This is a genomic window from Streptomyces sp. NPDC057697, from assembly GCF_042799335.1.
Lineage (GTDB): Bacteria > Actinomycetota > Actinomycetes > Streptomycetales > Streptomycetaceae > Streptomyces.
This window is the reverse complement of sequence record NZ_JBHVJA010000014.1, coordinates 117,997-144,206: the sequence shown is the minus strand read 5'-3', so window position 1 is coordinate 144,206 and position 26,210 is coordinate 117,997. Positions and strand designations below refer to the sequence as shown.

The 26,210-nt window shown below is 70.8% G+C and carries 27 protein-coding genes; 9 read left to right on the top strand and 18 right to left on the bottom strand.

Annotated features, from left to right (window positions below):
* Positions 1 to 10 precede the first annotated feature (10 nt).
* The 4 genes from rdgB to ACFVFH_RS29925 form a co-directional block, all read right to left on the bottom strand.
* A complete protein-coding gene (gene rdgB / locus ACFVFH_RS29940) occupies positions 11 to 613 on the bottom strand; it encodes an RdgB/HAM1 family non-canonical purine NTP pyrophosphatase (protein WP_329198218.1) in 603 nt (200 codons plus the stop codon).
* 20 nt (positions 614 to 633) lie between these two features.
* Positions 634 to 1,026 carry a hypothetical protein gene (locus tag ACFVFH_RS29935; RefSeq protein WP_383774288.1) on the bottom strand — a complete coding sequence of 131 codons (393 nt, stop codon included), beginning with the start codon at positions 1,024 to 1,026 and terminating at the stop codon, positions 634 to 636.
* 181 nt (positions 1,027 to 1,207) lie between these two features.
* Positions 1,208 to 1,948: a ribonuclease PH gene (gene rph / locus ACFVFH_RS29930; protein WP_383774286.1), complete on the bottom strand. Its 741-nt coding sequence runs from the start codon at positions 1,946 to 1,948 to the stop codon at positions 1,208 to 1,210.
* 311 nt (positions 1,949 to 2,259) lie between these two features.
* A complete protein-coding gene (locus tag ACFVFH_RS29925) occupies positions 2,260 to 2,493 on the bottom strand; it encodes a glucose PTS transporter subunit EIIB (RefSeq protein WP_014156020.1) in 234 nt (77 codons plus the stop codon).
* A gap of 222 nt (positions 2,494 to 2,715) precedes the next feature.
* On the opposite strand from ACFVFH_RS29925, the gene ACFVFH_RS29920 reads away from it, so the two are divergent.
* Positions 2,716 to 4,026, top strand: coding sequence for a PTS transporter subunit EIIC (locus ACFVFH_RS29920; protein ID WP_383774284.1), 1,311 nt, complete (start codon positions 2,716 to 2,718; stop codon positions 4,024 to 4,026).
* A 269-nt stretch (positions 4,027 to 4,295) separates the two neighbouring features.
* Complete coding sequence (locus tag ACFVFH_RS29915; RefSeq protein WP_383774282.1) at positions 4,296 to 5,561, top strand: PTS transporter subunit EIIC; 1,266 nt, start codon at positions 4,296 to 4,298, stop codon at positions 5,559 to 5,561.
* Between the two features lie 77 nt (positions 5,562 to 5,638).
* Here ACFVFH_RS29915 and ACFVFH_RS29910 read toward each other — a convergent pair whose 3' ends face one another.
* Positions 5,639 to 6,391: an MBL fold metallo-hydrolase gene (locus ACFVFH_RS29910; protein WP_383774280.1), complete on the bottom strand. Its 753-nt coding sequence runs from the start codon at positions 6,389 to 6,391 to the stop codon at positions 5,639 to 5,641.
* Positions 6,392 to 6,574: 183 nt separating this feature from the next.
* Between ACFVFH_RS29910 and ACFVFH_RS29905 the strand changes: the two genes are divergently transcribed.
* Complete coding sequence (locus tag ACFVFH_RS29905; RefSeq protein ID WP_383774416.1) at positions 6,575 to 7,087, top strand: type II toxin-antitoxin system PemK/MazF family toxin; 513 nt, start codon at positions 6,575 to 6,577, stop codon at positions 7,085 to 7,087.
* 152 nt (positions 7,088 to 7,239) lie between these two features.
* On the opposite strand, the gene ACFVFH_RS29900 is transcribed toward ACFVFH_RS29905, so the two are convergent.
* The 7 genes from ACFVFH_RS29900 to clpS form a co-directional block, all read right to left on the bottom strand.
* The gene (locus ACFVFH_RS29900) at positions 7,240 to 8,190 is read right to left on the bottom strand and encodes a PLP-dependent cysteine synthase family protein (RefSeq protein WP_383774278.1); all 951 of its coding nucleotides are present in this window, start codon (positions 8,188 to 8,190) and stop codon (positions 7,240 to 7,242) included.
* Positions 8,190 to 8,468 (bottom strand): MoaD/ThiS family protein, encoded by a 279-nt coding sequence (locus ACFVFH_RS29895; RefSeq protein ID WP_383774276.1) that lies wholly within the window; start codon positions 8,466 to 8,468, stop codon positions 8,190 to 8,192. Before ACFVFH_RS29895 ends, ACFVFH_RS29900 begins: the two co-directional genes overlap by 1 nt.
* Before the next feature lie 105 nt (positions 8,469 to 8,573).
* Positions 8,574 to 8,699: a putative leader peptide gene (locus ACFVFH_RS29890; protein ID WP_256088703.1), complete on the bottom strand. Its 126-nt coding sequence runs from the start codon at positions 8,697 to 8,699 to the stop codon at positions 8,574 to 8,576.
* A 146-nt stretch (positions 8,700 to 8,845) separates the two neighbouring features.
* A complete protein-coding gene (locus ACFVFH_RS29885) occupies positions 8,846 to 9,277 on the bottom strand; it encodes a Mov34/MPN/PAD-1 family protein (protein WP_383774274.1) in 432 nt (143 codons plus the stop codon).
* Between the two features lie 99 nt (positions 9,278 to 9,376).
* Positions 9,377 to 10,816, bottom strand: coding sequence for an amino acid permease (locus tag ACFVFH_RS29880; RefSeq protein ID WP_383774272.1), 1,440 nt, complete (start codon positions 10,814 to 10,816; stop codon positions 9,377 to 9,379).
* 327 nt (positions 10,817 to 11,143) lie between these two features.
* Positions 11,144 to 11,728: a DUF2017 domain-containing protein gene (locus tag ACFVFH_RS29875; protein WP_383774271.1), complete on the bottom strand. Its 585-nt coding sequence runs from the start codon at positions 11,726 to 11,728 to the stop codon at positions 11,144 to 11,146.
* A gap of 46 nt (positions 11,729 to 11,774) precedes the next feature.
* Positions 11,775 to 12,089, bottom strand: coding sequence for an ATP-dependent Clp protease adapter ClpS (gene clpS, locus ACFVFH_RS29870; RefSeq protein ID WP_124723297.1), 315 nt, complete (start codon positions 12,087 to 12,089; stop codon positions 11,775 to 11,777).
* 78 nt (positions 12,090 to 12,167) lie between these two features.
* Here clpS and ACFVFH_RS29865 point away from each other — a divergent pair, with 78 nt between their 5' ends.
* Complete coding sequence (locus ACFVFH_RS29865; RefSeq protein ID WP_383774268.1) at positions 12,168 to 13,496, top strand: nicotinate phosphoribosyltransferase; 1,329 nt, start codon at positions 12,168 to 12,170, stop codon at positions 13,494 to 13,496.
* Positions 13,497 to 13,681: 185 nt separating this feature from the next.
* Entirely contained in the window at positions 13,682 to 14,266 is a 585-nt protein-coding gene (locus ACFVFH_RS29860) for an isochorismatase family protein (protein ID WP_383774266.1), read from the top strand.
* Between the two features lie 41 nt (positions 14,267 to 14,307).
* Here the strand turns inward: ACFVFH_RS29860 and ACFVFH_RS29855 are convergent, their stop codons facing one another.
* Both ACFVFH_RS29855 and ACFVFH_RS29850 read right to left on the bottom strand, forming a co-directional pair.
* Positions 14,308 to 14,643 (bottom strand): hypothetical protein, encoded by a 336-nt coding sequence (locus ACFVFH_RS29855; RefSeq protein WP_383774264.1) that lies wholly within the window; start codon positions 14,641 to 14,643, stop codon positions 14,308 to 14,310.
* A 124-nt stretch (positions 14,644 to 14,767) separates the two neighbouring features.
* The gene (locus ACFVFH_RS29850) at positions 14,768 to 17,167 is read right to left on the bottom strand and encodes an immune inhibitor A domain-containing protein (protein WP_383774262.1); all 2,400 of its coding nucleotides are present in this window, start codon (positions 17,165 to 17,167) and stop codon (positions 14,768 to 14,770) included.
* Positions 17,168 to 17,534: 367 nt separating this feature from the next.
* Here ACFVFH_RS29850 and ACFVFH_RS29845 point away from each other — a divergent pair, with 367 nt between their 5' ends.
* Positions 17,535 to 17,888: a hypothetical protein gene (locus tag ACFVFH_RS29845; RefSeq protein WP_383774260.1), complete on the top strand. Its 354-nt coding sequence runs from the start codon at positions 17,535 to 17,537 to the stop codon at positions 17,886 to 17,888.
* Between the two features lie 88 nt (positions 17,889 to 17,976).
* Here ACFVFH_RS29845 and ACFVFH_RS29840 read toward each other — a convergent pair whose 3' ends face one another.
* Together ACFVFH_RS29840 and ACFVFH_RS29835 are read right to left on the bottom strand one after the other, a co-directional pair.
* Entirely contained in the window at positions 17,977 to 18,633 is a 657-nt protein-coding gene (locus tag ACFVFH_RS29840; RefSeq protein WP_383774258.1) for an RDD family protein, read from the bottom strand.
* A gap of 111 nt (positions 18,634 to 18,744) precedes the next feature.
* Positions 18,745 to 20,553 carry an RDD family protein gene (locus tag ACFVFH_RS29835; protein ID WP_383774256.1) on the bottom strand — a complete coding sequence of 603 codons (1,809 nt, stop codon included), beginning with the start codon at positions 20,551 to 20,553 and terminating at the stop codon, positions 18,745 to 18,747.
* A 212-nt stretch (positions 20,554 to 20,765) separates the two neighbouring features.
* Here ACFVFH_RS29835 and ACFVFH_RS29830 point away from each other — a divergent pair, with 212 nt between their 5' ends.
* Positions 20,766 to 21,242, top strand: a complete 477-nt coding sequence (locus ACFVFH_RS29830; RefSeq protein ID WP_383774254.1) for an SsgA family sporulation/cell division regulator — start codon at positions 20,766 to 20,768, stop codon at positions 21,240 to 21,242.
* Positions 21,243 to 21,367: 125 nt separating this feature from the next.
* Here ACFVFH_RS29830 and ACFVFH_RS29825 read toward each other — a convergent pair whose 3' ends face one another.
* Positions 21,368 to 22,735, bottom strand: a complete 1,368-nt coding sequence (locus ACFVFH_RS29825; protein WP_383774252.1) for an FAD-binding oxidoreductase — start codon at positions 22,733 to 22,735, stop codon at positions 21,368 to 21,370.
* A 97-nt stretch (positions 22,736 to 22,832) separates the two neighbouring features.
* On the opposite strand from ACFVFH_RS29825, the gene ACFVFH_RS29820 reads away from it, so the two are divergent.
* Complete coding sequence (locus ACFVFH_RS29820; RefSeq protein ID WP_383774250.1) at positions 22,833 to 24,416, top strand: tetratricopeptide repeat protein; 1,584 nt, start codon at positions 22,833 to 22,835, stop codon at positions 24,414 to 24,416.
* A 36-nt stretch (positions 24,417 to 24,452) separates the two neighbouring features.
* Here ACFVFH_RS29820 and hppD read toward each other — a convergent pair whose 3' ends face one another.
* Entirely contained in the window at positions 24,453 to 25,598 is a 1,146-nt protein-coding gene (gene hppD / locus ACFVFH_RS29815) for a 4-hydroxyphenylpyruvate dioxygenase (protein WP_383774248.1), read from the bottom strand.
* Between the two features lie 133 nt (positions 25,599 to 25,731).
* Here hppD and ACFVFH_RS29810 point away from each other — a divergent pair, with 133 nt between their 5' ends.
* Positions 25,732 to 26,205, top strand: a complete 474-nt coding sequence (locus ACFVFH_RS29810; RefSeq protein WP_093540567.1) for an Lrp/AsnC family transcriptional regulator — start codon at positions 25,732 to 25,734, stop codon at positions 26,203 to 26,205.
* The last annotated feature ends 5 nt before the right edge of the window (positions 26,206 to 26,210 follow it).

The window sequence follows — 26,210 nt, the reverse complement described above, 5'->3', positions numbered from 1 at the left end:
TTGCCATATCTCACCCCACCAGCTCCCGCACCACCGGCACCAGCGCCCGGAACGCCTTGCCCCGGTGGCTGATCGCGTTCTTCTCCGCCGGGGTCAGTTCCGCGCAGGTGCGGGTGTCGCCCTCGGGCTGGAGGATCGGGTCGTAGCCGAAGCCGTTGGTGCCGGACGGGGTGTGGCGCAGGGTGCCCGTCAGGCGGCCCTCGACCACGCGTTCCGTGCCGTCGGGGAGGGCCAGGGCGGCCGCGCAGGCGAAGTGGGCGCCGCGGTGGGGTGCGTCGATGTCGGAGAGCTGGGCCAGGAGCAGGTCCAGGTTGGCCCGGTCGTCGCCGTGGGTGCCGGCCCAGCGGGCGGAGAAGATGCCGGGGGCGCCGCCGAGTACGTCCACGCAGAGGCCGGAGTCGTCGGCGACGGCGGGAAGGCCGGTGGCCTCGGCGAGGGCGTGGGCCTTGAGCAGGGCGTTCTCGGCGAAGGTGACGCCGGTTTCCTTGACGTCGGGGATGTGGGGGTACGCGTCCGCGCCGACGAGCTCATGGGTGAGACCGGCGTCGGCGAGGATCGCGTGGAGTTCGGTGATCTTCCCGGCGTTGCGGGTGGCAAGGATGAGGCGGGTCATGCCACCAGTATCGGGGGTGGTCAGGGCGTGCAGACCTTGCCGATCTCCGTGGCGGCGTCGGTGACCGGGGTGATGTCGGGGGTGGCGTCGCCCTTGTCGAGGGAGTCGCGGACGTTGCCGACGCCCGCCTGGAGGTCGTCGACGGCCTTGCCGAGGTCGGCGTTGTCGGTCTTGTCGCCGAGATCGTCGAGCGACTTCTGGATGTCGTCGAGGGCCTCGGAGGCCTGGGTGGGGTCGCTGGTGGCGTTGGAGACGGCCTGCTGGAGGTTGTCGACGCTGGTGGCTATGGCGTCGGCGGTGCGGACGCAGTCCAGCGCCTTGTCGACGGCACCGCAGCCCGCGGCGGCGGTGAGGGTGAGGGCGGTCAGGGTCAGCGCGACGGTGATGCGGCGGTGGCGTGCGGCCTTGGCCATGGTGCGGTTCCTCCCCGGGTGCGGATACGCGGACGGGCGCACGGTTCGACCCGTGCGCCCGTGTTCGTAACGACGCGCTGTGGTGCGTATTTGGTTGCTTCTTTACCTGTGACCCGCGACTTGTGACCCGCGACTTGCCACTTGCGGCCCGCCGGCCCGTGGCCCCCGCGGGACGTGGGGGCTACTCGCCCAGGGCGTGGGCGAGGACCTCGTGCTGGATGGCGGTCAGGTCGGCGCAGCCGGTGGTGGCGAGGTCGAGGAGGGCGCCCAGTTCCTTGCGGTCGAAGGGGGTGGCCTCGGCGGTGCCCTGGACCTCGACGAAGCGGCCGTCGCCGGTGCAGACGACGTTCATGTCGGTCTCGGCGCGAACGTCCTCCTCGTAGCAGAGGTCGAGGAGGGGGGTGCCGTCGACGATGCCGACGCTGATCGCGGAGACGGTGTCGGTCAGCGGCTTGCGGCCGTGCTTGACGATCTTCTTGTGCTGGGCCCAGGTGACGGCGTCGGCGAGGGCGACGTAGGCGCCGGTGATGGCGGCGGTGCGGGTGCCGCCGTCGGCCTGGAGGACGTCGCAGTCCAGGACGATGGTGTTCTCGCCGAGCGCCTTGTAGTCGACGACGGCGCGCAGGGAGCGGCCGATGAGGCGGCTGATCTCGTGGGTGCGGCCGCCGATCTTGCCGCGTACGGCCTCGCGGTCGCCGCGGGTGTTGGTGGAGCGGGGCAGCATGGAGTACTCGGCGGTGACCCAGCCTTCGCCGCTGCCCTTGCGCCAGCGCGGGACGCCTTCGGTGACGGAGGCGGTGCAGAAGACCTTGGTGTCGCCGAAGGAGACGAGCACGGAGCCCTCGGCGTGCTTGCTCCATCCGCGTTCGATGGTGACGGGGCGGAGCTGTTCGGGGGTGCGGCCGTCGATACGAGAAGACATGGCGTCGACTTTATCGGGTGCGGGGGTGGCGGCCGTTCGGGTGCGAGGGCGGTCCCGGTCCCCCCGCCGTGCGGGTGCAAGGGCGGGCCCGGTCCGCCGCCGTCCGGGTGCGGGGGTGGCGGCCGTTCGGGTGCGAGGGCGGTCCCGGTCCCCCTCCGTACGGGTGCAAGGGCGGACCCAGTCCCCCGCCGTCCGGGTGCAAGGGCGGACCCGGTCCCCCCTCCGTACGGGTACGGCACAGGCCCCGTCCGAGGGCGGCGGGGCCTGTACGGGGGCCGAGCGGTGGGCTCAGCGGTGGGTTCGGTGGCCGGTCACATCATGTCTTCGATGTCGGCGGCGATGGGGTCGGCGTCGGTGCCGATGACGACCTGGATCGCGGTGCCCATCTTGACGACGCCGTGGGCTCCGGCGGCCTTGAGCGCGGCTTCGTCGACCTTGCTCGGGTCGTGGACCTCGGTGCGGAGGCGGGTGATGCAGCCTTCGATCTCGTCGATGTTCTCGATACCGCCGAGCCCGGCGACGATCTTCTCAGCCTTGCTGGCCATGGCCTTCTCCCTGGTTGTTCCCATGCGTGCGACGGCCCACCCTGGGTCCGTTTCGTCACCGTAACGCACGTTTGGCCCAGCTTCGCGGGCGGGTGGCCGGACCGTCCCCAATGATGACGATCACTGGTGACCTGTCTTCCAGGCGGGTTACGCACCGTACCTCAACTGGTCTACACCAGTCTGCAACGACCGCCGACCGCGCCGTGTTCCGGGAGGACGCCGATGAGCTCAAGCAGCGCCGCCGTGCCACAGAAGACATGGTGGAACGGCCTCTTCCAGGGCCTCCAGAAGATGGGCCGCAGCCTCCAGCTCCCGATCGCCGTGCTGCCGGCGGCCGGCATTCTCAACCGGTTGGGCCAGCCGGACGTATTCGGCGACGAGGGGCTGGGCTGGAACAACATCGCCAAGGTCTTCGCGGCCGCGGGCGGTGCGCTGCTCGACTCCGGACTCGGCCTCCCGCTGCTGTTCTGCATCGGTGTCGCGATCGGCATGGCGAAGAAGTCCGACGGCTCGACCGCGCTCGCCGCGGTGGCCGGCTTCCTCGTCTACTACGCGGTGCTGCACGCCTTCCCGGTGGACTGCGCCCCGGGCTCGACGTTCACCTCGGGGGGCACCTGGTTCGGCACCTGTGTGACCGGCGACGCCAAGGTCACGGCCGCCGAGTACCAGAACCCCGGGGTGTTCGGCGGCATCGTGATGGGCCTGCTGTCCGCCTGGTTCTGGCAGCGGTACCACCGGGTCAAGCTGGTGGACTGGCTGGGCTTCTTCAACGGGCGCCGCCTCGTGCCGATCATCATGGCGTTCGTCGGCCTCCTCTTCGCGGGCCTGTGCGCCTGGCTGTGGCAGCCGATCGGCGACGGCCTGACCAGCTTCTCCAAGTGGCTGGTGGACCTGGACTGGGTGGGCTCCGGCATCTTCGGTCTGGCCAACCGCGCACTGCTGGTCATCGGCCTCCACCAGTTCCTGAACACCTTCGTCTGGTTCCAGTTCGGCGACTTCACCAAGCCGGACGGCACGGTCGTGCACGGTGACATCAACCGGTTCCTGGCGGGCGACCCGACGGCCGGGCAGTTCACCTCGGGCTTCTTCCCGATCATGATGTTCGCCCTGCCCGCGGCGGCGCTGGCGATCTACCACTGCGCCAAACCGCACCGCCGGAAGGCGGTCGGCGGCATGATGCTCTCGGTCGGGCTGACCTCGTTCGTGACGGGCATCACCGAGCCCATCGAGTACTCCTTCCTCTTCGTCGCCCCCCTGCTGTACGCGATCCACGCGGTGCTGACCGGTGTCTCGATGGCGGTGACATGGGCGCTCGGAGTGAAGGACGGCTTCAGTTTCTCGGCGGGGCTGATCGACTACGTCATCAACTGGAGCCTGGCGACCAAACCCTGGCTGATCATTCCGATCGGACTGGTCTGCGCCGCCGTGTACTACGCGATCTTCCGGTTCGCGATCACCAGGTTCAACCTCCAGACACCGGGCCGCGAGCCCGACGAGGTGGAGGAAGAGATCGAGAGGAACCTCACGAAATAGCAGGTCGGACGGGTCACGAGCCCGTCCCGAGCAGACCCCCGAAGGCCCTTGGACCGCTGCGGTCCGGGGGCCTTCGGCATGTCACCGAGCGTCGGTGATAACTCATGCGAAGTAGTCGGGATGCGTAGGTTCCTTATCCGTACCTCACCGTGCTACAACTGGTCTACACCACTGAGTGGTCCAGACCACGCGGCGTTCTGTCGCGATTGTCGAGTCGCCGCCTCCCCCCTCAACGACCTGGGCGGCGCCTTGCCCCATGGAGGAAGTTGATGTCCACGGCAGACACCGCGCCCGCGGTCAGCAAGAAAAAGGGTGCCGGCGTGATGTCGGTCATGCAGCGCATCGGCCGCAGCCTCATGCTGCCGGTCGCGGTGCTGCCCGCGGCCGCGCTCCTGGTGCGCCTCGGCCACGACGACATGCTCGGCAGGGCCTCGTTCCCGGACTTCATCACCAAGATCGCGAGCTTCATGGACGCGGGTGGCAACGCCATCCTCGACAACATGGCGCTGCTGTTCGCCGTGGGCATCGCCATCGGCTTCGCCAAGAAGTCGGACGGTTCGACCGCGCTCGCCGCCGTCACCGGCTACCTGGTCTTCCAGAAGGTGCTCGCCACCTTCACCGACAGCAACCTTCCCCAGGTCGCCACGGTGGTCGACGGCAAGATAGTCATGGTCGACGCCCCCGTGGACGCCAAGGTTCTCGGCGGTGTCGTGATGGGCATCGTCGTGGCGCTGCTCTACCAGAAGTTCTACCGGACGAAGCTGCCCGCCTGGGCGGGCTTCTTCGGCGGCCGCCGCCTGGTCCCGATCCTCTCCGCCTTCGCCGGTCTGGTCATCGGTGTCGTCTTCGGATACATCTGGCCCGTGCTCGGCACCGGGCTGCACAACTTCGGCGAGTGGCTGGTCGGTTCGGGCGCCGTGGGCGCGGGCATCTTCGGCGTCGCCAACCGTGCGCTGATCCCCGTCGGCATGCACCACCTGCTGAACTCGTTCCCGTGGTTCCAGGCCGGTGAGTACCACGGCAAGAGCGGCGACATCAACCGCTTCCTGGCCGGTGACCCGACGGCCGGACAGTTCATGACCGGCTTCTTCCCGATCATGATGTTCGCCCTCCCGGCGGCCTGCCTCGCGATCGTGCACTGCGCCCGCCCGGAGCGCCGCAAGGTCGTCGGCGGCATGATGTTCTCGCTGGCGCTCACCGCGTTCGTGACCGGTGTCACCGAGCCGATCGAGTTCACGTTCATGTTCATCGCCCCGGTGCTGTACGCGATCCACGCGGTGCTCACCGGAGTCTCGATGGCCCTCACCTGGGGGCTCGGGATGAAGGACGGCTTCGGTTTCTCCGCGGGTGCCGTCGACTTCTTCCTGAACCTCGGCATCGCGAGCAAGCCATGGCTGCTGGTGCTGGTCGGCCTCTGCTTCGCGGTGGTCTACTACGCGGTCTTCCGCTTCGCGATCACCCGGTTCAACCTGCCCACTCCGGGCCGTGAGTCCGACGAGGAACTCGCCGAGCTCCTCAAGGCCGAGGCGAAGTAGGCCCCGCCCGGCCGTACGACGAAGCCCTCATCTCCCACGACGGGAGGTGAGGGCTTCGCGCATGTCCGGACGAAAGGCTAGATCTCGTACACCGCTCCCGGCACCGCCACCTCCGCCGGTCCGTGGAAGACCGTGCGGGCGTCCGCCAGGTTGCGGCCCGCGTCGGTCCACGGCGGGATGTGGGTCAGGACGAGGCGGCCCACTCCGGCACGGGCGGCGGTCTCGCCCGCCTCGCGGCCGTTGAGGTGGAGGTCCGGGATGTCCTCCTTGCCGTGGATGAACGATGCTTCGCACAGGAACAGATCGACCCCTTCGGCGAGTTCGTCCAGGGCCTCGCAGGTCCCCGTGTCGCCGGAGTACGCCAGCGAGCGGCCGCCGTGCTCGATGCGGATCGCGAAGGTCTCGACGGGGTGGCAGACCTTCTCCGTACGGACCGAGAAGGGGCCGATCTCGAACGATCCGGGCTTCAGCGTGTGGAAGTCGAAGACCTCGCTCATCGCGTGCTCGGACGGAGTGTCGGCGTGGGCGGTGGTCAGCCGCTGCTCGGTGCCGTCCGGGCCGTAGACCGGGAGGGGGGCGGGGCGGCCCCCGTCGTGCCGGTAGTAGCGGACGACGAAGTACGCGCACATGTCGATGCAGTGATCGGCATGGAGGTGACTGAGGAAAATGGCGTCGAGGTCGTAGAGACCGACATGGCGCTGCAACTCGCCGAGGGCGCCGTTGCCCATGTCGAGGAGCAGCCTGAAGCCGTCGGCCTCTACGAGGTAGCTCGAACACGCTGATCCCGCGGACGGGAACGAGCCGGAGCAGCCGACGACGGTGAGCTTCATGGAGCGTGAACCTCCGAGACGTGGGAACGGGGAGGGTCCGTGCGGTCTGTTGAGCGGTTTGTCGAGCGTAAGGCGCGAAACAGCCGGTCGCTCCTCCACGGCCGTCCGTTGTGGGGGAACTCACCTGCGCTGTCACCGGTTCGATGGAAGCGGCGGGACCGCCGGTACGGTCGGAGCATGGACATGTCCTGGTGGTGGTGGATCGCGCTCGTTCTTGTCGTGCTGCTCGCGCTGGTCGCGGCGGTCGCCGATGGCCGGGGGCGGAGCGGCCGCCGGCCCCGTGGCCGTTCCGGCGGGCCGGGCGGTGCGCCGGAACGGCGCTCCGGTGGGCGTCCGGGCGGACGGACCCGTCCGCCGGCGGGCCCCGGGCGCGGGGCGGGGCCGGAGCGGCGGCCGCGGGCGGGCGAGATCTGGTGGGCCGAGGTGCCGTACGAGGACGGGCCCGGGGCGAAGGACCGGCCCTGTCTGGTGCTGTCGGTGCGGGGCGACTCGGTGCTTGTCGCGAAGATCACCAGCAAGCACCACGCGGAGCGCCCCGGAGTGATCGCGCTGCCCGCAGGAACGGTGGGCGACGCGCGGGGCCGGGCGAGCTTCCTGGAGACGGACGAGTTGCGGAAGGTCGCGGTGCGGGGGTTCCGGCGGCGGGTGGGTGTCGTGGACGCGTCGGTGTGGGAGCGGGTGCGGGGGCTCGGCTGAGGCCGGACACGCGAACGCCGGACGGGCTGGGTTCCAGCGCGTCCGGCGGGGCGGGGCGTAGCGGGGCGATCCGGGTCCGGTCGGTGGGGGCGGGCCGGGGCGGCTCCGGTTCCTGCCGGTGCGCCCCCGCCCTTCCCGCCGCCGGGCCGGGGTCATGCCCAGAGCTGGCCGTGGAGTGTTTCGATGGCCGCTGCCGTGGTCGGGGCCGTGTAGACGCCCGTCGAGAGGTACTTCCAGCCGCCGTCCGCGACGACGAAGACGATGTCGGCGCTCTCCCCCGCCTTGACGGCCTTGTTGCCCACGCCGATCGCCGCGTGGAGCGCGGCGCCGGTGGAGACTCCGGCGAAGATGCCCTCCTGCTGGAGGAGTTCGCGGGTGCGGGTGACGGCGTCCGCCGAGCCGACGGAGAAGCGGGTGGTGAGGACCGAGGCGTCGTAGAGCTCGGGGACGAATCCCTCGTCGAGGTTGCGGAGCCCGTAGACCAGGTCGTCGTAGCGCGGCTCGGCTGCGACGATCTTGACGTCCGGCTTGTGTTCGCGCAGGTAGCGGCCGACGCCCATGAGCGTCCCGGTGGTGCCGAGGCCCGCCACGAAGTGGGTGACGGACGGGAGGTCGGCCAGGATCTCCGGGCCGGTGGTGGCGTAGTGGGCGCCCGCGTTGTCCGGGTTTCCGTACTGGTAGAGCATGACCCAGTCGGGGTGCTCGGCGGCCAGTTCCTTGGCGACGCGCACCGCGGTGTTGGAGCCGCCCGCCGCCGGGGAGGGGATGATCTCGGCGCCCCACATGGCGAGCAGGTCGCGCCGCTCCTGGGAGGTGTTCTCCGGCATGACGCAGACGATGCGGTAGCCCTTGAGCTTGGCCGCCATGGCGAGCGAGATGCCGGTGTTGCCGCTGGTGGGCTCCAGGATGGTGCAGCCGGGGGTCAACCGGCCGTCCTTCTCCGCCTGTTCGACCATGTGGAGCGCGGGGCGGTCCTTGATCGAGCCGGTGGGGTTGCGGTCCTCCAGCTTGGCCCAGATGCGGACCTCGTCGGAGGGTGACAGCCGCGGCAGGCGGACGAGCGGGGTGTTGCCCACCGCGGCGAGCGGGCTGTCGTACCGCATCAGTTCATGCCGCCGGCGACGGCCGGGAGGATGGTGACGTTGTCGCCGTCGCTGAGCTTGGTGGAGATGCCGTCGAGGAAGCGGACGTCCTCGTCGTTGAGGTAGACGTTCACGAAGCGGCGGAGTTCGTCGCCGTCCACGATGCGCTCGCGGATGCCGTTGTGGCGGCTCTCCAGGTCCGTGAAGAGGTCGGCGAGGGTCTCTCCGTTGCCTTCGACGGCCTTGGCGCCGTCGGTGTAGGTGCGGAGGATGGTCGGGATGCGGACCTCGATGGCCATGGCGTGGGCTCCTGTCGGAAGCGGAGAGGTGGCGTGGGGCGCGCGGCTCAGCCCCCGCGCGGGGGTCGGTGCGTGTACGTGTGCTGCTGGGGCCGCGGGCCCGGCTCAGGCCTTGCGGCCGGCGGGCAGGCGGCAGGTACAGATCGCGCTGGAGAGCCTGCACAGGTCGACGTGCAGGCGCGCGACGAGCAGCATGCCCGGCGTCTTGTCGCTCACGTCATGGGGAACCATGCGCTCATCGTATCGATTCCCGGTCCGTGATCCCGAGTGTGATCTCACCTGGTGGATGGCCGGCGTTCGACAGGCGGACGGGACCGTGGTGGACCCGGTCCCGTCCGGCCGGTGGGGCGGCCTGCCGATGTCCGGCGGTACGGCGGTCAGGCCGGTTCGTGGGCCTCGATGACCCGGACGTCCTCCTCGGTGATCTCGCCGTCCACGATGCGGTACGAGCGGAACTGGAAGGGTCCCGCCCCGTCGGTGTCCGCCGTGGAGACGAGCACGTAGTGGGCGCCGGGTTCGTTGGCGTAGGTGACATCGGTGCGGGAGGGGTAGGCCTCGGTCGCGGTGTGGGAGTGGTAGATGATCACCGGCTCCTCGTCGCGGTCGTCCATCTCGCGGTAGAGCTTGAGGAGGTCGGCCGAGTCGAACTCGTAGAAGGTGGGCGAGCGGGCGGCGTTGAGCATCGGGATGAACCGCTCGGCGCGGCCGGTCCCCGCCGGACCGGCGACCACGCCGCACGCCTCGTCGGGGTGGTCGGCGCGGGAGTGCGCGACGATCTGGTCGTGGAGGGCCTGGGTGATGGTCAGCATGGCGCCAGGATAGGCATGCGGCCCCACGTGTACCGAGGGGTGGTACGGGCGAGCCCGCATGGTGGACACGGCGGTGGGGGCGGCCGGTGCCGGGGCGGCTCAGTTCCTGGCGAAGGCCCGGTTCTCCGGGTCGCGTGACCTGAGGAACCGGTAGGAGATCCCGAGGAGGGCGGCCCAGAGCGGGGCGCAGTACAGCGAGATCCTGGTGTCCTCGTCGATGCCCATCATCACGACGACCACCGCGATGAAGGCCAGGGCGAAGACGCTGGTGTACGGGGCGCCGGGGGCCCGGAAGGCGGACTGCGGGAGCACGCCGCGGTCGGCGAGGCGCCGGTAGCGGAGCTGGCTGACCAGGATCATGATCCAGGCCCACATCCCGGAGATGGTGGCGAAGGAGACGACGTAGGTGAAGGCGTCGCCGGGCCACTGGTAGTTGATCCAGACGCCGACGAGCATCAGGGCGGCGGAGAAGGTGGTTCCGACGAGCGGGGTGCCGCCGCGGGTGAGCCGGGTGAAGAGCGCCGGCCCCTGCACGTTGAGCGCGAGGTCGCGCAGCATGCGGCCGGTGGAGTACATGCCGGAGTTGCAGGAGGAGAGCGCCGCGGTCAGCACCACGAAGTTGACGATCCCGGCGCCGAGGCCGAGGCCCATCCGGTCGAAGGCTTCGACGAACGGGGAGACGTCCGGCGAGAACGCGGTCCACGGGACCACGGAGAGGATCATGACGAGGGCGCCGACGTAGAAGACGGCGATGCGCCACGGCACGGTGTTGATGGCCCTGGGCAGCACGGTCTCGGGGTCCTTGGACTCGCCCGCGGTGACGCCGACGAGTTCGACGGCGAGGAAGGCGAACATCACGATCTGCAGGGTCATCAGGGTGCCCTTGACGCCGTGCGGGAAGAATCCTCCGTCGGACCAGAGACGGGTGACGGACGCGGTGTCCCCGGCGTCGGAGAAGCCCAGGGTGAGGATTCCGGCGCAGATGAGGATCATGCCGACGATGGCGGTCACCTTGACCATGGAGAACCAGAATTCGAGTTCGCCGAAGAGTTTCACCGAGATCAGGTTCACGCCGTAGAGGACGACGGTGAAGACCAGCGCCGAGACCCACGGGGAGACGCTGAACCAGAAGGTCATGTACTGGGCCGCCGCGGTGACTTCGGTGATTCCGGTGACGACCCAGAAGAGCCAGTAGGTCCAGCCGGTGACGAATCCCGCGAAGGGGCCGACGAATTCACGGGCGTACTCGGAGAAGGAACCCGAGACCGGGCGGTACATGAGGAGTTCGCCGAGGGCCCGCATGATGAAGAAGATCACCAGGCCCGCGACGGAGTAGGCCAGGATCAGGCTGGGTCCGGCCTTGGCTATCGCCTTTCCCGCGCCGAGGAAGAGTCCGGTGCCGATGGCTCCGCCGATGGCGATCATCTGGATCTGACGGGCACCGAGGGCCCGCTGGTACCCCTCGCCCGCCGGGCCTGCGTCCGCGACTTCCGCGGGCCGTCGGCCGTCCTGCCCATGGTCGACCTGTGCCGATGTCATGTGCCGCGCCTTTCTCCACGCCGATCCGCGCCGTCGGGGCCGCGCATCGGGTCCTGAGCCCCCCGGATACGGATGGAGTGCCGCCGGTGGTGGCCGGCTCGTGGCGCCCTCGGGAAACAGGTGTGGCGTCCCCGGGCGGCCATGAGGGTTTCTCACGGCCGTCCGAGGGGGCCACCGGACGTTATGTGGTGCACACCACAGTAGAAAGCGGACAGGGGGTCCCCGCCCCGGCAGGAAGGCCGTTCGGGTGACGGGACCGCCGTGCGGGTCCGAGCCTCCGCCGGGTCGCCGGCGGTGGGCGTCCGGCGGTGGGCCGGGCGGGTGCCGCTACGGCATCAGCGTCTCCACGAGCGTTTCCTGGAGCGCGCCGAGCCAGAGGTAGGCCATGACCATCGGCTTGCGCGGGTCGCTGTCGGGGAGCCGGTAGAGCGATCCGGAGTCGCCCTCGTCCTCGTCGGACACCTCCAGCCGGGTGCCGATGGTGAGCCGGAGGTCGTTGAGGGCGCCGAGCCAGTGGCGGCACTCGTCGCCGGTCAGCTCCAGCACGGCGCCGCCGTCGTCGGCGACCGTGAGCCCGTCCAGGGTGCGTACGACGGCGAGGGCGTCGTCGCGCTTGCGGGCGCGCAGATCGTTCTCGGTGAAGCGGCGGAATTCGGCGGAGGCGGCCCGCAGTTCGCCGTCCTCGTCGCCGTACGCCTCGGGGAAGAGGCGGGCCAGGGCGGGGTCGGCGGGCGGCTCGCTGGGCCCCTCCGCGAAGAGGGCGGCGAGCGGGTCCGCGCCCTCGGCGGGTTCGTCGCCGGGGCCGATCAGCTCCAGCAGCTGGACGGCGAGGGAGCGCAGGATCGCGATCTCCACCTCGTCGAGCGCGACGGCCGCGCCGCCGCCGGGGGTGGCCTCGAAGTGGCCGGCCATGGGTTCTCTCCGATGGTGGGTCGGGCGGGGCGGGGGACGGACCGGGCTAGTTGCGGTCCTGCGTGAGCGTGGCCCACAGGCCGTAGCCGTGCATGGCCTGGACGTCGCGTTCCATCTCCTCGCGGCTGCCGCTGGAGACGACCGCGCGGCCCTTCTGGTGGACGTCCAGCATCAGCTTGTGCGCCTTGTCCTTGGAGTAGCCGAAGTAGGCCTGGAAGACGTAGGTCACATAGCTCATGAGATTGACCGGGTCGTTGTGGACCAGCGTCACCCAGGGAACGTCGGGCTCGGGGACGACAAGACTCTCCTCGGCCGATTCGGGACGCGTGATCTCTGTGGGGGCGACACTCACCCACCCCATGCTGCCACCCGGGAGGTCGCATCGCACAAACGACCCGAGATCTCGTCACTCTGACGAAATAGGGGTAGCATCCGGAACATGAACTCTGCGGACCTTGGGCGACGGGTCGGTGTGCCGTCGACCGCGCTCTTCACCGACCAGTACGAGCTCACGATGGTGCAGGCCGCGCTGAAGGCCGGCACGGCCGACCGGCGCTCGGTCTTCGAGGCGTTCACGCGCCGGCTCCCCGAGGGGCGGCGCTACGGCGTCCTCGCGGGCATCGGACGGGTACTGGACGCGGTGGAGAACTTCCACTTCGACGACGAGATGCTGACCTTCCTGCGCGAGCAGGACGTCGTGGACGGGCCCACGCTCGCCTGGCTGGCCGACTACCGCTTCAGCGGTGACATCTGGGGCTACCCCGAGGGCGAGGTGTACTTCCCCGGCTCGCCGGTCCTGCGGGTCGAGGGCTCCTTCGCCGAGTGCGTGCTGCTGGAGACGGTGATCCTCTCGATCCTCAACCACGACTCGGCGATCGCCGCCGCGGCCTCGCGGATGTCGGCCGCGGCCGGCGGGCGCGGCCTGATCGAGATGGGTGCACGACGCACCCATGAACTCTCCGCGGTGGCGTCGGCGCGGGCCGCGTACATCGGCGGCTTCCACACCACCTCCGACCTCGCGGCGGGCTTCCGCTACAACATCCCCACCGTCGGGACCAGCGCCCACGCCTTCACACTGCTCCACGACACCGAGCGCGACGCGTTCCGGGCCCAGGTCGACTCGCTGGGCCGGGGCACGACGCTGCTGGTCGACACGTACGACGTCACCGAGGCGGTCCGTACGGCGGTCGAGGTCGCCGGGACCGAGCTGGGCGCGGTACGGATCGACTCCGGCGATCTGCTGCTGGTCGCGCACCGGGTGCGGCAGCAGCTGGACGAGCTGGGCGCCACGGAGACCAAGATCGTGGTGACCTCGGACCTGGACGAGTACGCCATCGCCTCCCTGGCCGCGGCGCCGGTCGACGCGTACGGGGTGGGCACGCAGCTGGTGACCGGCAGCGGGCAGCCCACCTGCTCGATGGTCTACAAGCTGGTCGCCCGCGCCGGGTCCGCCGATCCCGCGGAGCCGCTGCGTCCGGTCGCCAAGAAGTCGCTCGGCGCGAAGTCGTCGATGGGCGGTCGCAAGTGGGCCGCGCGGCGGCTGGACGAGCACGGGGTGGCCGAGGCGGAGGTGGTCGGCACCGGCCCCGTGCCCCCGGAGCTGGCCGGCCGGGAGCTGCTGGTCGAGCTGGTCCGGGAGGGCGAGGTGATCGCCCGGGAGCCGCTGGACGCGGCGCGCGAGCGGCACATCGCGGCACGGGCGGGGCTGCCGATGTCGGCGTTGCAGCTGTCCCGCGGAGAGCCGGTGATCCCCACGGAGTACGTCTGATCGCGGGGCCTCGCGGCGGCGGACCCGCCCCGCCGCCGCACGGACCCCGTCCCGTGCCTTCCCCGTCCGGCACCGGAGTCCCTAGGCTCGGAACACATCCCGACAAAGGGCTCGGGCACACCCCCACGACAGGCTCGGGCTCGCCCCCACGACCGCCGACCGACCCCCACAGAAGGACACCCGCCATGCACCGCGCCTTGATCGTCGTCGACGTTCAGAACGACTTCTGCGAGGGCGGCAGCCTCGCCGTGGCGGGGGGCGCCGATGTCGCCGCCGCCATCACCGACCTGATCGGGGAGACCCAGGCCGGGTACCACCATGTGGTGGCCACCCGTGACCACCACATCGACCCGGGCAGCCACTTCTCCGCCCAGCCGGACTTCGAGCACTCCTGGCCGGCCCACTGCGTGGCCGGTACGGAGGGCGTCGGCTTCCACCCGAACTTCGCCCCCGCGGTCGCCTCCGGGTCGATCGACGCGGTGTTCGACAAGGGTGCCTACGCCGCGGCGTACAGCGGCTTCGAGGGCCTCGACGAGAACGGCGTGGGCCTGGCCGACTGGCTGCGCGGCCACCGGATCAGCGAGGTCGACGTCGTCGGCATCGCCACCGACCACTGCGTCCGGGCGACGGCGCTGGACGCCGTCCGGGCGGGCTTCACGACGCATGTGCTCCTCGACCTGACCGCGGGGGTCGCCGAGACGACCACGGAGCGGGCTCTGGAGGAGCTCCGCAGGGCGGGCGTGCGGCTCTCCGGCAAGCCGGTGGTGTAAGCCCCGACCCGCCCGGCCCCGGAGCGCCGGGCGGACCCGCCTCAGGCCGGCCGCCGCACGGGCACGGCGGGGCGGAGCAGGGCCCGGATCGGGTGCCAGAGCTCCTGCGCCCGCTCGGGTCTCGCCCGCCACAGCAGCCCGTCCGGGTGGTGCAGCACGGCGGTGATCTCGTCGGGGGTGGGCGGCTCGGCGTTGCCGCGGAGGTAGACCGCGCGCAGCCCCTCGTTGCGCAGCCGGGTCAGGGCGCGGGCCCGGTTGGCGGCGTGCACCAGGACCCGGACCGGGGCGCCGGGACCGGCTCCGTCGGCCGGGCCCGCGAGGGTGATCGCCACCACCACACTGCCGTTCGGCAACGTACAGAATCCTCCGCCTGCCATGCTCCGCGCTCCCCCGTGAGACGTTGTGTCAATAAGTATCTGAACAAGACGCACCTAAACACGATCGGCCGCCGCCCGCTAGAGGGCGACGGCCGATCATGCTTTGACCTGCGGTTATGCGGAACTACTTGTGCGAAGGACCGACCTTGACGGTGATCGTCGAGCCACTGCGGGGCTCCTTGACGATCGAGATCCGGGTGTTCGTGTCAGGGACCTGAACACTTCCGGTCGGGTTCTCCTTGTACCAGTAGGTGCCCTTGTGGTCGTCGAAGGCCGGGACCCCGCGCTGCGACTTGATCCGGACCGGGACGTCCGCGTTGTGCAGCGTGAAGGCGTCGGTCGCGTACCAGCTGAAGGGTGCGTCGAACGGCTGGATCTTGTTGCGGATGATCGAGCCGTCGGCCCACTTCAGGGGCTTGGCGTGCGCGTCGACCGGCAGGATCAGGCCCTGGCCCGGGTGCTGGGAGACGTTGTTGTCCTTCTGGGACTTGTCCCAGAGCCAGACGAGCAGACCGTTCTGGTACGGGAAGTGCTCGACCCAGTCCGGACGGGTCTTGGAGAAGCCGAAGTTGTACGGGCCGACCTTGAGGGTCTTGTCGTAGCTGACGTACTGGCGGTTCTCCGCGATGTAGTACTGCGGGTAGTCCTTGGTGAAGGACTCGCCGACGCGGGAGAAGCCCTTGGCGGTCCAGCCGTTGTCGTCGCCCTCGGCGTTGTCCGAGAAGAGCGTGGCGCCGTCGGCGGTGACCGAGATGGTGTCGGCCGCGAAGCCGATGCCGCCCGCGCCGCCGTCGGTGGCGTAGCGGAAGCGGATGTCGATCTTCTTGCCCGCGTAGGCGTCCAGCGGGAAGGAGAGCTTCTGGTACTTGCCGGAGACGTCGGTCAGGGCCGGCTTGTCACTGGCGTCGCGCGGGATCGCCTTGCCGTCGGCGGTGCCGTCGATCGCGGTCCAGCTGGTGCCGCCGTTGTCCGACACCTCGGTGTAGAGGAAGTCGTAGTCCTTCTCGATGTCCCACCAGCCGGCCAGGTCCAGGGAGGCCTTGGACTTGCCGGTCAGGTCGACCGAGCGGGAGAGGGTGTTGCTCAGGTTGTCGCCCATGTCGCTCCACCACTGCTTGGAGCCCTCCGCCGGCTTGGTGACGGCGGTGGTGACAGGCTTCTCGGGCAGCGTGACGACGAGCGCCTGCTTGTTCTTGGTGTTGTACTCGGAGACGCCCAGCTTGTGGGTGGACTTCTTCGAGGCCTTGGCCTGCGCGTAGTCCAGCCAGCCCAGCTGGAGCTTGTCCCAGGCGGTCATGTCGCCGGGGAGGTCGCCGATCGAGTTCTTGCCGGTGCCGAGCCAGGAACCGGCCGACATCAGGGACCAGAAACCGACCGAGTTCTCGGCGGTGTTGGTGGTGTCGTACAGGTCCGGCAGGCCCAGGTCGTGGCCGTACTCGTGGGCGAAGACGCCCAGGCCGCCGTTCTCGGGCTGTGCGGTGTAGTCACCGACCCAGATGCCGGTGTCACCGATCTCGGTGCCGCCGGCCTTGTTGTTGGCCGGTCCGGTCGCGCCGGCGTTGGAGCCGTAGGCGTACCAGCGGTGGGCCCAGATGGCGTTCTTGCCCTCGGCGCCGCCACCCGCGGACTCGTCCTCACCGGCGTGGACGATCTGGAAGTGGTCGATGTAGCCGTCGGGCTCGTTGAAGTCGCCGTCGTTGTCGTAGTCGTTGCGGTCCCACTGGTCGTACTGGGCGAGATCGGTCTTGATCTGCTCGGGCGTACGGCCCTTGGCCTTCTGGTCGGCGGCCCAGGCGTTGACGCCGTCCCGGATCATGTCCCAGGCGTTGGCGCAGTTGGTCGAACCGCAGTAGTTCGAGCCGTAACGGGCCTCGTTGTACGGGACCTTGACCCAGTCGGAGACCTCGCCGTCGACCGAGTAGCGCCCGGAGGACGTCTTCTCGTAGTAGGTCTTCAGCGAGTCCTTGCCTGCGCCCTCACCGAAGTAGAGGTCCTGGAAGTGGGCCTGGTTGTAATCGGCCTGCCAGGCGGTGCTGTTGTCCTTCTTGGGGTCCGGCTTGGCTATCTTGTTGTGCAGCGGGCCGGGCGTGCCCCCGTACTTCGGGACGGCCGGCAGCGGGCCGTCGCCGTCCGGGTCGTACATGGTGGTGTTGTCGACCTTGTCGCCGAACTCCACCAGGATCGTGAAGATCTTGTCGGTCTTCTCGCGGCCGAGCTCGACGTACTTCTTGTCGTCGAGCTTGACGACCTGTGAGCCGCCCCGCTTGGTGACCTTCTTCTTGCCCGATATGACCTGTTCCAGGGCTGCCTGACGCTGTGCGTCCTGCTTCTCGGTGAACGGGCCCTTCAGGTCGTGCTCGTTGCCCTTGGCCGACCCCGGGTCGCGGCGGTCGACGATGGTGCTCTTGGCCCCCGACGCCGTGTCGTCGGCCTGGGCCGTGGCGAAGGCCGACGCCGTGGCGGCGGTCGCAGCCATGGCCACGACAACCGCGGCAGCGCGAAGCGCCCGTCTGTTCTTGGTCACTTGATGCAGTCCTCCCCGGCACTCGCCGCTGCGGCCAGGGTGTGTGTGGGGCCGCGCGCGAATACGCGTCACAAGTGACGACATTCGACCGGAGTTACGCGAGAAAAGACAGATCTTGACTTGGACAGGCCAAGTGCACTATGCAGGAGATCGCTTCCGTTATCCGGACGTTCACCGACCGGGTATCGGCGCGTCCAGGGCCCCGCATGGAGCCGCATATGACTCCGTGCGCCCCCTGTGCACCGGCATCGTGGGTGAGGCCACGCTTACTTCTGGCCCCTCTCGGGCATCCACCGTCGTAGAGTCGATTGACAGTGCGACCGTGTTGAGAGACTGCCCATCCGATGCCCCGAGGACGGATACCGCCATGCCGCGTCCCACCGCCGCACAGCTCTCCTACGGTTCGGTCACCGTCGTCTTCGCGACCCTCGCGATGCTGCTGCTCTCGCGCACCGGCTCGGGCCTCGGCATCGCCGCCATCGGGACCGCGGCGCTCGCGCTCGGCCTGCTGGTGGCCGTGACCGTACCCCAGCCGTCCCGCGCGAAAACCACGAAGCGGGCCAAGGCGCGCCCCGCGCTCCGGGTGAACCAGGACGCGGTCTCCGCCGCGGTCGAGGCCGAGGGCCTCGCCCACGACGCCACCCGGCCCCGCGAATCCGCGCGGCGCTCCCCGGCCTCCGCGGAGCGGCGCGTGGACCAGCAGCACTCCGTACGCCGCTGAACGACCCCCCGGCCCACGAACGCGCACGATGTCCGGGGCCCGGACGCGGGCCCCGGGTCCCGGCCGGCGCAACGGGGCCGACGGATCCTCAGTTGGTCTGGACGACCACGGTCTTCGCCGCCTTGTCCTGGAGGCCCTGCCGGTACGGCTTGTCCGTGAACATGAGCACGATGTTGATCAGCCACCACAGGCACGGGCAGCACAGCAGCGCCGGCAGCCACAGCACCACGGCCCGCAGGAACGACGCACCGGTGTCCGGCACCCGCCCGTCGTTGAGCATGGCGACCCGCAGCTTCAGCATCCGCTTGCCGAGGGTCCGGCCGTCCTTGTGCGTGAAGTACGTGTCGTACGCGACGTAGACCACCAGCCCGATCAGCGACCACACCAGCTGGTGCCCGCTGTACGTCTGGCTGAAGACATCGCTGACTCCGCTGCCGTTGCCGTTGTTGTCCGACACCTCGACCGCGCCGCCCCAGGGCAGCGAGATCAGATAGAGCGGGATCGAGATGATCAGGAAGTCGATCAGCCGGGCCAGGATGCGCTTGCCCGGCTCCGCCAGCGGCGGCATACCGGCCAGCGGATCCGTACCGCCGTACGGTCCGCCACCGCCGTAGGGCCCCGGATCGTACGGCGGCGGGGGCGGCGCGCTGTCGTACGGAGAACCCGACGGCGGCGGCTCGTGCGGCTGCTTGCGGAACGGGTCGTCCTCGGGCGGCTGACCGGACGTCGGCTGATCGTTGCTCATGGGGGCAGTGCACCCCGGCCCCGGGGTGCCCGCAACGGCTCAGGTGCGTTCGGGGGAACGGGCGGCCGCGACCGGACCTCACCCGATGGGCCGTCGGCCGGACGAGTGCGCTCAGCCCGCCACGAAGGTGTGGGCCGCCTTGTCGTGCCAGCACTGGCGCCACGGCCGGTCGATCAGGCACCACACCACGTTGACCACCCCGATCACGAGGATGCCCAGCACGCCGTAGACCAGCCAGCGGCGCAGCGCGGCGCCGAAGGTCGGGGCGCCGTGGGACTCGATGTCCCGCACTTCGAGCCCGCAGAGCTTCTTGCCGAGCGTGCGCCCCCACTTGGCGGTCGGCAGCGCCTCCAGCAGGACGCCGAGCACGAGGAAAGCGCCGAGCACCCCGCCGAACAGGCCGGCCGTGGTGGAGTCCACCAGCCAGACGGTGACGGTCTCGCCGGACAGCTTCGCCGCGTCGATCTTCCCGTCGATGTGGTCCAGCGCCCGCGAGACGAGCGGGAAGCCGGCCGCCCCGACGAGCGCCATCAGCACGACGGTGTCGATCAGCCGGGCGGCGAACCGCTTGCCGAGCCCGGCGGGCCTGGCCGCCGCCTGCGCCTGCGCGAGCTGCTGGAAGGGGTCGTCGACCGGCGGCTTCCAGGGCACCACGGGCTGGTCCGGCCCGGCGGCCTGCGCCCCGAACTGCCGCTGGGGCTGGAGCTGAGGCTGGGAGGACTGCGGGGACTGCGGGGACTGCTGAGGATGTGACTGCTGGGGCGGGAACTGCTGCTGCGCCTGCGGCCGGTGCTGCTGGGCCGGGAGCTGGGGCTGGGGCCCGGCCGCCTGGTTGGGCGGGGCGAACTGGGCGGACTGGGCGGGCGGACCGGCCTGTTGCGCCCAGGGGGCGGGGCTCTGCGCGGGAACCTGGTTCTGCGCGGCGGGCCGGCCCTGCGCCGGGGGCTGGTTCTGTGCCGGGGGCTGGTTCTGGTGTGCGGGGGGCTGGTTCTGCGCGGGGGGCTGGTTCTGCGCGGGGGCGGCCGGGGCGGGGGCCTGCGGGTTCGTGCCGGGGGTGATCGCGCGGATCGCCATCGTGCCTTCCGCGGCGGCCGGTTCGGGCGCCCTGCGGGCGGACCGGCGGCCGACCCGGATCGCCACCGTGTTCTCGGGGAGCTGCACCCCGCCGTCCCGCGCCCCCGGCACCGCACCGGCCGCCGGGTCCTGCGCCGGGGAAGGGGCCGCGGACGCGGCAGGGGGAAGCGCGGCGGGCCGCCGCGGGTCCGCCGGGGCCCGGTCGACGGGCGAACGGTCCCCGGGGGCCCGGCCGTCCGGCGTCCGCCCGGCCCGGCCCGGGTTCTCCTGGGCGGGGTTCACCGGGACGAGGTCGGCGGGAGCGCGGCGCGCCGGAGCGCGGTCGACGGGCGTACGCGGATCGTGGCCGGGCTCCGCACCGGCCCCGGCCTCCGGCGCCGACGGCCGGGAAGGCCCCGACGGCTGGGAGGAACCCGGTGGCTGGGAGGAACCCGACGGCAGGGAGGAACCCGACGGCTGGGAAGGTCCGCCCGTTCCGGCCGGTCCGCTCCGGTCGCCGGGCTGTCCGGTGCCGCCCCAGGAGACCCGGCGGTCGTGTTCCCCGCCGAAACCGGTCTGCCGGGAGGCGTCGGCCTGCCAGGCGGTGGCCGGTTCGGGGCGGTTGCCCGTGTCCGGCTCCTCGTCCAGGAAGACCGGGCCGGTCTCGTCCACCGCCGCCGGGGCCGGGGGCTGCGGCTCGTCCGCGGGTGCCGCGGGCATCGACTCGCCCTGCCGGGGAGCGGGGCGGCTCGTGCCGGGCACCCACGAGGCGCCGTTCCAGTACCGGACGTATCCGGGGATGGACGGGTCGGGGTAGTAGCCCTCGCGGGGGCTTTCGTCACCGGGTGCCGGGGTTGGGGCGCTCATCACCGTGGTCCCGTATCTCGTCGAGGCCTGAATGCAACGGGTCCACATCTACCAGACGCCCGCGTACCCCTGGGCCACTCCCGGGGTTTGAGGCACTTTCCCGTCGCCCGGAAATTTTTTCCGGAAGTCGCGTAATAGAAGGCGGGGAGGGCGCTCTCTCCCTGTGCGGGCCGGTCGTGGGACCGGTCCACCCGCACCGGAAGGACGCCCTCATGCACACCGTCGTGGAACGCGAGCTGGAGCTCAAGCTGGTCCTGTCGCCCGAGCGCAGCATCCCCGTACCCGCCCGTCTGACGTACCGCACGGAGGACCCGTACGCCGTGCACGTCGCCTTTCACATCGGCTCCGAATTCCCGGTCCACTGGACCTTCGCCCGTGATCTGCTGGTCGAGGGGGTGTTCCGGCCGTGCGGCCACGGGGACGTCCGGATCTGGCCGACCAAGGTCGAGCGGCGCAACGTCATCTTCGTCGCGCTGACCTCGCCCGACGGGGACGCGCTCCTGGAGGTGCCGTCCGCCGCGGTGGCCGCCTGGGTGGAACGGACGCTGCGGGTGGTCCCGCCCGGCACGGAGGCCGAGCTGCTCGGGATCGACGAGGGCCTCGCCGAACTGCTCGCGCCGCTGCCGGCCGACGACCTGTGGATGCGCGACCCGTGGCCCTCGGACGAGTCGCAGGACGGCGAGGCGTGAGCGGGCACGGCTCCGGCCGGCCGTCGCACCCGCCGCACCGGACGCTGGACCCGCCGTGCCGTCCTCCGCATCGGCCGTCGCACCCGCCGTCGTACCCGCCGTTCCGGCCTCCGCGCCGGCCGTCGTCAGAACACCTTGCCGGGGTTGAGGAGCCCCAGCGGGTCGAAGGCCTGCTTGATGCCCCGGTGCAGTTCGATGCCCACCTCGCCGAGTTCGCGCGCGAGCCACTCCTTCTTCAGGACACCGACGCCGTGCTCGCCGGTGATCGTGCCGCCGAGCTCCAGGCCGAGCGCCATGATCTCGTCGAACGACTCGCGGGCGCGCCGCGACTCGTCGGCGTCGGTGTGGTCGAAGCAGACGACGGGGTGGGTGTTGCCGTCGCCCGCGTGCGCGCAGACGCCGATGGTGAGGCCGTACTTCTCGGCGACGGCCGCGGTGCCCTCCAGCATGGCGCCGAGCTTGGAGCGGGGTACGCAGACGTCGTCGATCATCGTGGCCGACTTGACGGTCTCCAGCGCGGTGAGCGACATCCGCCGGGCCTGGAGCAGCATCTCGGACTCGGCGGCGTCCTCCGCGGGGACCACCTCGGTGGCGCCCGCCGCGGTGCACAGTTCCCCGACCGCGGCCAGATCGGCCGAGGGGTCCGGGGTGTCGAAGGCGGCGAGCAGGAGCGCCTCGGTGGTGTCGGGGAGCCCCATGGCGGCCATCCGGTTGACGGCCTGGACCGTTGTACGGTCCATCAGTTCGAGGAGTGACGGAGTGTGACCACGCTCCATGATCCGGCAGATCGCGTCGCAGGCGGTCGCCGCGCTCGGGAACTCCGCGGCCAGCACCAGCTGCCGCGGCGGCTGCGGCTTCAGCGCGAGCACGGCCTTGACGACGATTCCGAGGCTGCCCTCCGAACCCACGAAGAGCCGCGTCAGGTCGTATCCGGCGACGCCCTTCGCGGTGCGGCGGCCGGTGGTGAGCAGTCGCCCGTCGGCGAGGACGACCTCCAGGCCGAGCACGTACTCGGCGGTGACCCCGTACTTCACGCAGCACAGGCCGCCGGACGCGGTGCCGATGTTGCCGCCGATGGTGCACATCTCCCAGCTGGAGGGGTCCGGCGGGTAGTACAGACCGTGTTCGCCGACCGCCCGGGAGAGCACCGCGTTGACGACGCCGGGCTCGACGACGGCGATCCGGTCGACCGGGCTGATCTCCAGGATCCGGTCCATCTTCACCAGGGACAGCACGATGCAGCCGTCGGAGGCGTTGGCCGCGCCCGACAGGCCGGTGCGGGCGCCCTGCGGGACGACCGGGACGCGCAGCGCGGTGGCGGTGCGCATGACGTGCTGGACCTGCTCGACCGTGCGCGGGAGCACGACGACCGCGGGCGCGCCCGCTTCGCAGAAGCTCGCCATGTCGTGGGCGTACGAGGCGGTGACGTCGGGATCCGTGACCAGGGCCTCGGCGGGCAGACCCGCACGCAGTTCTTCGAGAAGACCGTTCATGATCTCAGCGTGGCACCCGGGCCCATTGGTGTGAACCCGTCTGCCGCGGCCTTCGCAAGGCGCGGTGTGCTCGTATTACTGACGCAGAGTGATCGGCATGGACGTCATGCCGCAGCAGCCTCCGCAGCCCCCCGATCCGAGCCGCCGCCGCCCTCTTGAGGTCTCCGACTTCTCCGGCGCCTCCGCGCTCTCCGCGCTCTCCGATCCGGCGTCGCCGTCCGATCTCCCGCCCCTCTCCCTGCGCACGACCCTGCGCAGGGCGGCCCTGGGCGCGGTGGCGGGTGCGGTGCTGGTGACGGGTGCCGTGGTGGCCGTACCGGAGGACGGGAGGAATGCCTCGCCGCCCGTGCCCGGACCGGTCTCGCGTGCGCTGGGGGCGACCGCCGCGGGCGCCCCGGCCGCGCTCTCCGACCTGACCGCGCTGATCGAGGACCGGCAGCAGTGGCTGGGCACCCACCCGTCCGACGCGCGGACCTGGGCGGAGCTCGGTACGGCCTACGTGGAGTGGGGGCGGCGCTCGGCCGACACGGCGTACTACGGGCGGGCCGAGCGGGCGCTGAAGCGCTCCCTGGACATCCAGCCGGGTGAGAGCGGGAACACGGCGGCCTGGACGGGGCTCGCAGTACTGGCCGACGCCCGGCACGACTTCGGCGCGGCGAAGAAGTGGGGCGAGGCGGTGCGGGCACGGCGGCCGGAGGAGTGGGCCGTGTATCCGGCGCTGATCGACGCGTACGGCGGTCTGGGGGACAGCGGTTCGGTGAGCCGGGCGGTGGAGAGGTTCACGGCGCTGCGCGCGGGCGTCCCGGCGCTCCTCCGGACGGCGAGGATGCATCTGGACCGGGGCCGGCACGAGGAGGCGCTGGCCGAGGCACGGGACGCGGCGGGCCGGGCGGCCACCCCCGAGCAGAAGGCCGAGTGCCTGTCCCTGCTGGGCGAACTGGCCTGGGAGCGGGGCGATCCCGGGGAAGCGGTCCGGCAGTACGACGCGGCGCTGCGCACCGACCGCGAGCACCGTCCGTCGCTGGCGGGCCGGGCCAGGGCGCTGGTGGCGCTCGGCCGTACGGACGAGGCGCAGCGCGACTACCGGGCGGCACTGGCGCGGCTGCCCCGGCCCGAGTACCTGCTGGAGCTGGGTGAGCTGTACGAGTCGCTGGGCCGGGACGCGGATGCCGACGACCAGTACGCGCGGCTGCGCCGGGCGCTCGCCCGGGACGAGGGCCAGGGGGTGGACAACGCCCTTCTGCGCGGCCGTTTCGAGGCCGATCACGGGGATCCGGCGACGGCGGTCGAGGTGCTGGACGCCGCGTGGCGGCGCGCGCACCGCAGCCCGGCGGTGGCGGACGCGCTGGGCTGGGCCCTGCACCGCTCCGGCGACCCGTCCGCCGGGCTGGAGTACGCGGCCCGCGCGGCCGAGGCGGACGGGCGGAACGCCTCGTACGCGTACCACCTGGGCGTGATCCAGCGGGCGTTGGGGAAGTACGACGCGGCGCGCCGTAGTCTGGCGGGGGCGCTGCGCTCCAACCCGCGGTTCTCGCCGCTGGCCGGTCCGGCCGCCCGGGAGGCCCTGGACGACCTGACCGCTCCCCCGGTGGACGTTCCGGCGGACGCGCGGCCCGCGCCGGAGCCGTCGGCGGAGCAGCAGCAGTCCGCCACCACGCCGAGGGCCCCGGGCAGCCGTTGAGCTGCCCGGGGCCCGGGGCACACCGGCCCGCGGGGGTCAGAGGTTGCCGCGCTTCTCCTGCTCGCGCTCGATCGCCTCGAACAGGGCCTTGAAGTTGCCCTTGCCGAAGCCCATCGAGCCATGGCGCTCGATCATCTCGAAGAAGACGGTCGGGCGGTCCTGGACCGGCTTGGTGAAGATCTGGAGCAGGTAGCCGTCCTCGTCGCGGTCGACGAGGATCTTCTGCTCGCGCAGGATCTCCACCGGCACCCGGGTCTCGCCCGCCCACTCGCCGAGGGTGTCGTAGTACGAGTCCGGCGTGTCCAGGAACTGGACGCCCGCCGCGCGCATCGCCCGTACCGAGGCGACGATGTCGTTGGTGGCCAGCGCGATGTGCTGGACGCCCGCGCCGCCGTAGAACTCCAGGTACTCGTCGATCTGGGACTTCTTCTTGGCGATCGCCGGTTCGTTGATCGGGAACTTGACCTTGAGGGTGCCGTCGGCGACGACCTTCGACATGAGCGCGGAGTACTCGGTGGCGATGTCGTCGCCCACGAACTCCTTCATGTTGGTGAAGCCCATGACCTTGTTGTAGAAGCCGACCCACTCGTTCATCCGGCCGAGTTCCACGTTGCCGACGCAGTGGTCGACGGCCTGGAAGGTGCGCTTGGCCGGGGGCTCGACGATGGGGTCGGCCGCGGCGTAGCCGGGGAGGTAGGGGCCGTCGTAGCCGGAGCGCTCGACGAGGGTGTGCCGGGTCTTGCCGTACGTGGCGATGGCGGCGAGCACGACGGTGCCGTGCTCGTCCTTCACCTCGTGCGGCTCGTCGAGGCCGTGGGCGCCGTGCTCGACCGCGTAGGCGTAGGCCGCGCGGGCGTCCGGGACCTCGATGGCCAGGTCGACGACGCCGTCGCCGTGCTCGGCCACATGGGCGTCGAGGAAGCGGCCGTGGTCGGTGACGGCCTTGATGACGGAGGTGAAGACGAAACGGGCCGACCCGTTGGTCAGTACGTAACTCGCCGTCTCGCGGCTGCCGTTCTCCGGTCCGGAGTAGGCGACCAGCTTCATGCCGAAGGCCGTCGAATAGTAGTGCGCGGCCTGCTTGGCGTTGCCGACGGCGAAGACGACCGCGTCCATTCCCTTGACCGGGAAGGGGTCGGCCTGCCGGGCTGTTTCGGGGGTGGTGTGCAGAGTCTCAGTCATGTCCGAAGGCTCTCGCCGCTTCGCAAGGTGCGCAATAGTTTGCGAATCTGCTGGGCAATCTGTACAGCGGATAGGGATGATGGGCGGGCTATCTGTACATGATGACCATCACATCGACCCTCCGGAGAAGACCATGGCGATCGATCGGCTGGACGGCCGGCTCATCGTGCTGCTGGCCCGCGAACCCCGCATCGGCGTCCTGGAGGCATCGCGCAGGCTCGGCGTGGCCCGCGGGACGGTGCAGGCCCGACTCGACCGGCTTCAGTCGAATGGAGTCATCCGCGGATTCGGTCCGGCGGTCGATCCGGCGGCGCTCGGTTATCCCGTGACCGCCTTCGCCACACTGGAGATCAAGCAGGGTCAAGGAGCCGATGTACGGGCCCACTTGGCGGGCGTACCGGAAGTGCTGGAGCTGCACACCACCACCGGGCACGGCGACATGCTCTGCCGTCTCGTCGCGCGGTCCAACGCCGATCTCCAACGGGTGATCGACCGGGTTGTCGGTTTTGATGGCATCGTCCGGGCCTCCACGGCCATCGTCATGGAGAACCCGGTACCGCTGCGGATCATCCCGCTCGTCGAGCAGGCCGCGGAGGACCACGACTGAGCCGA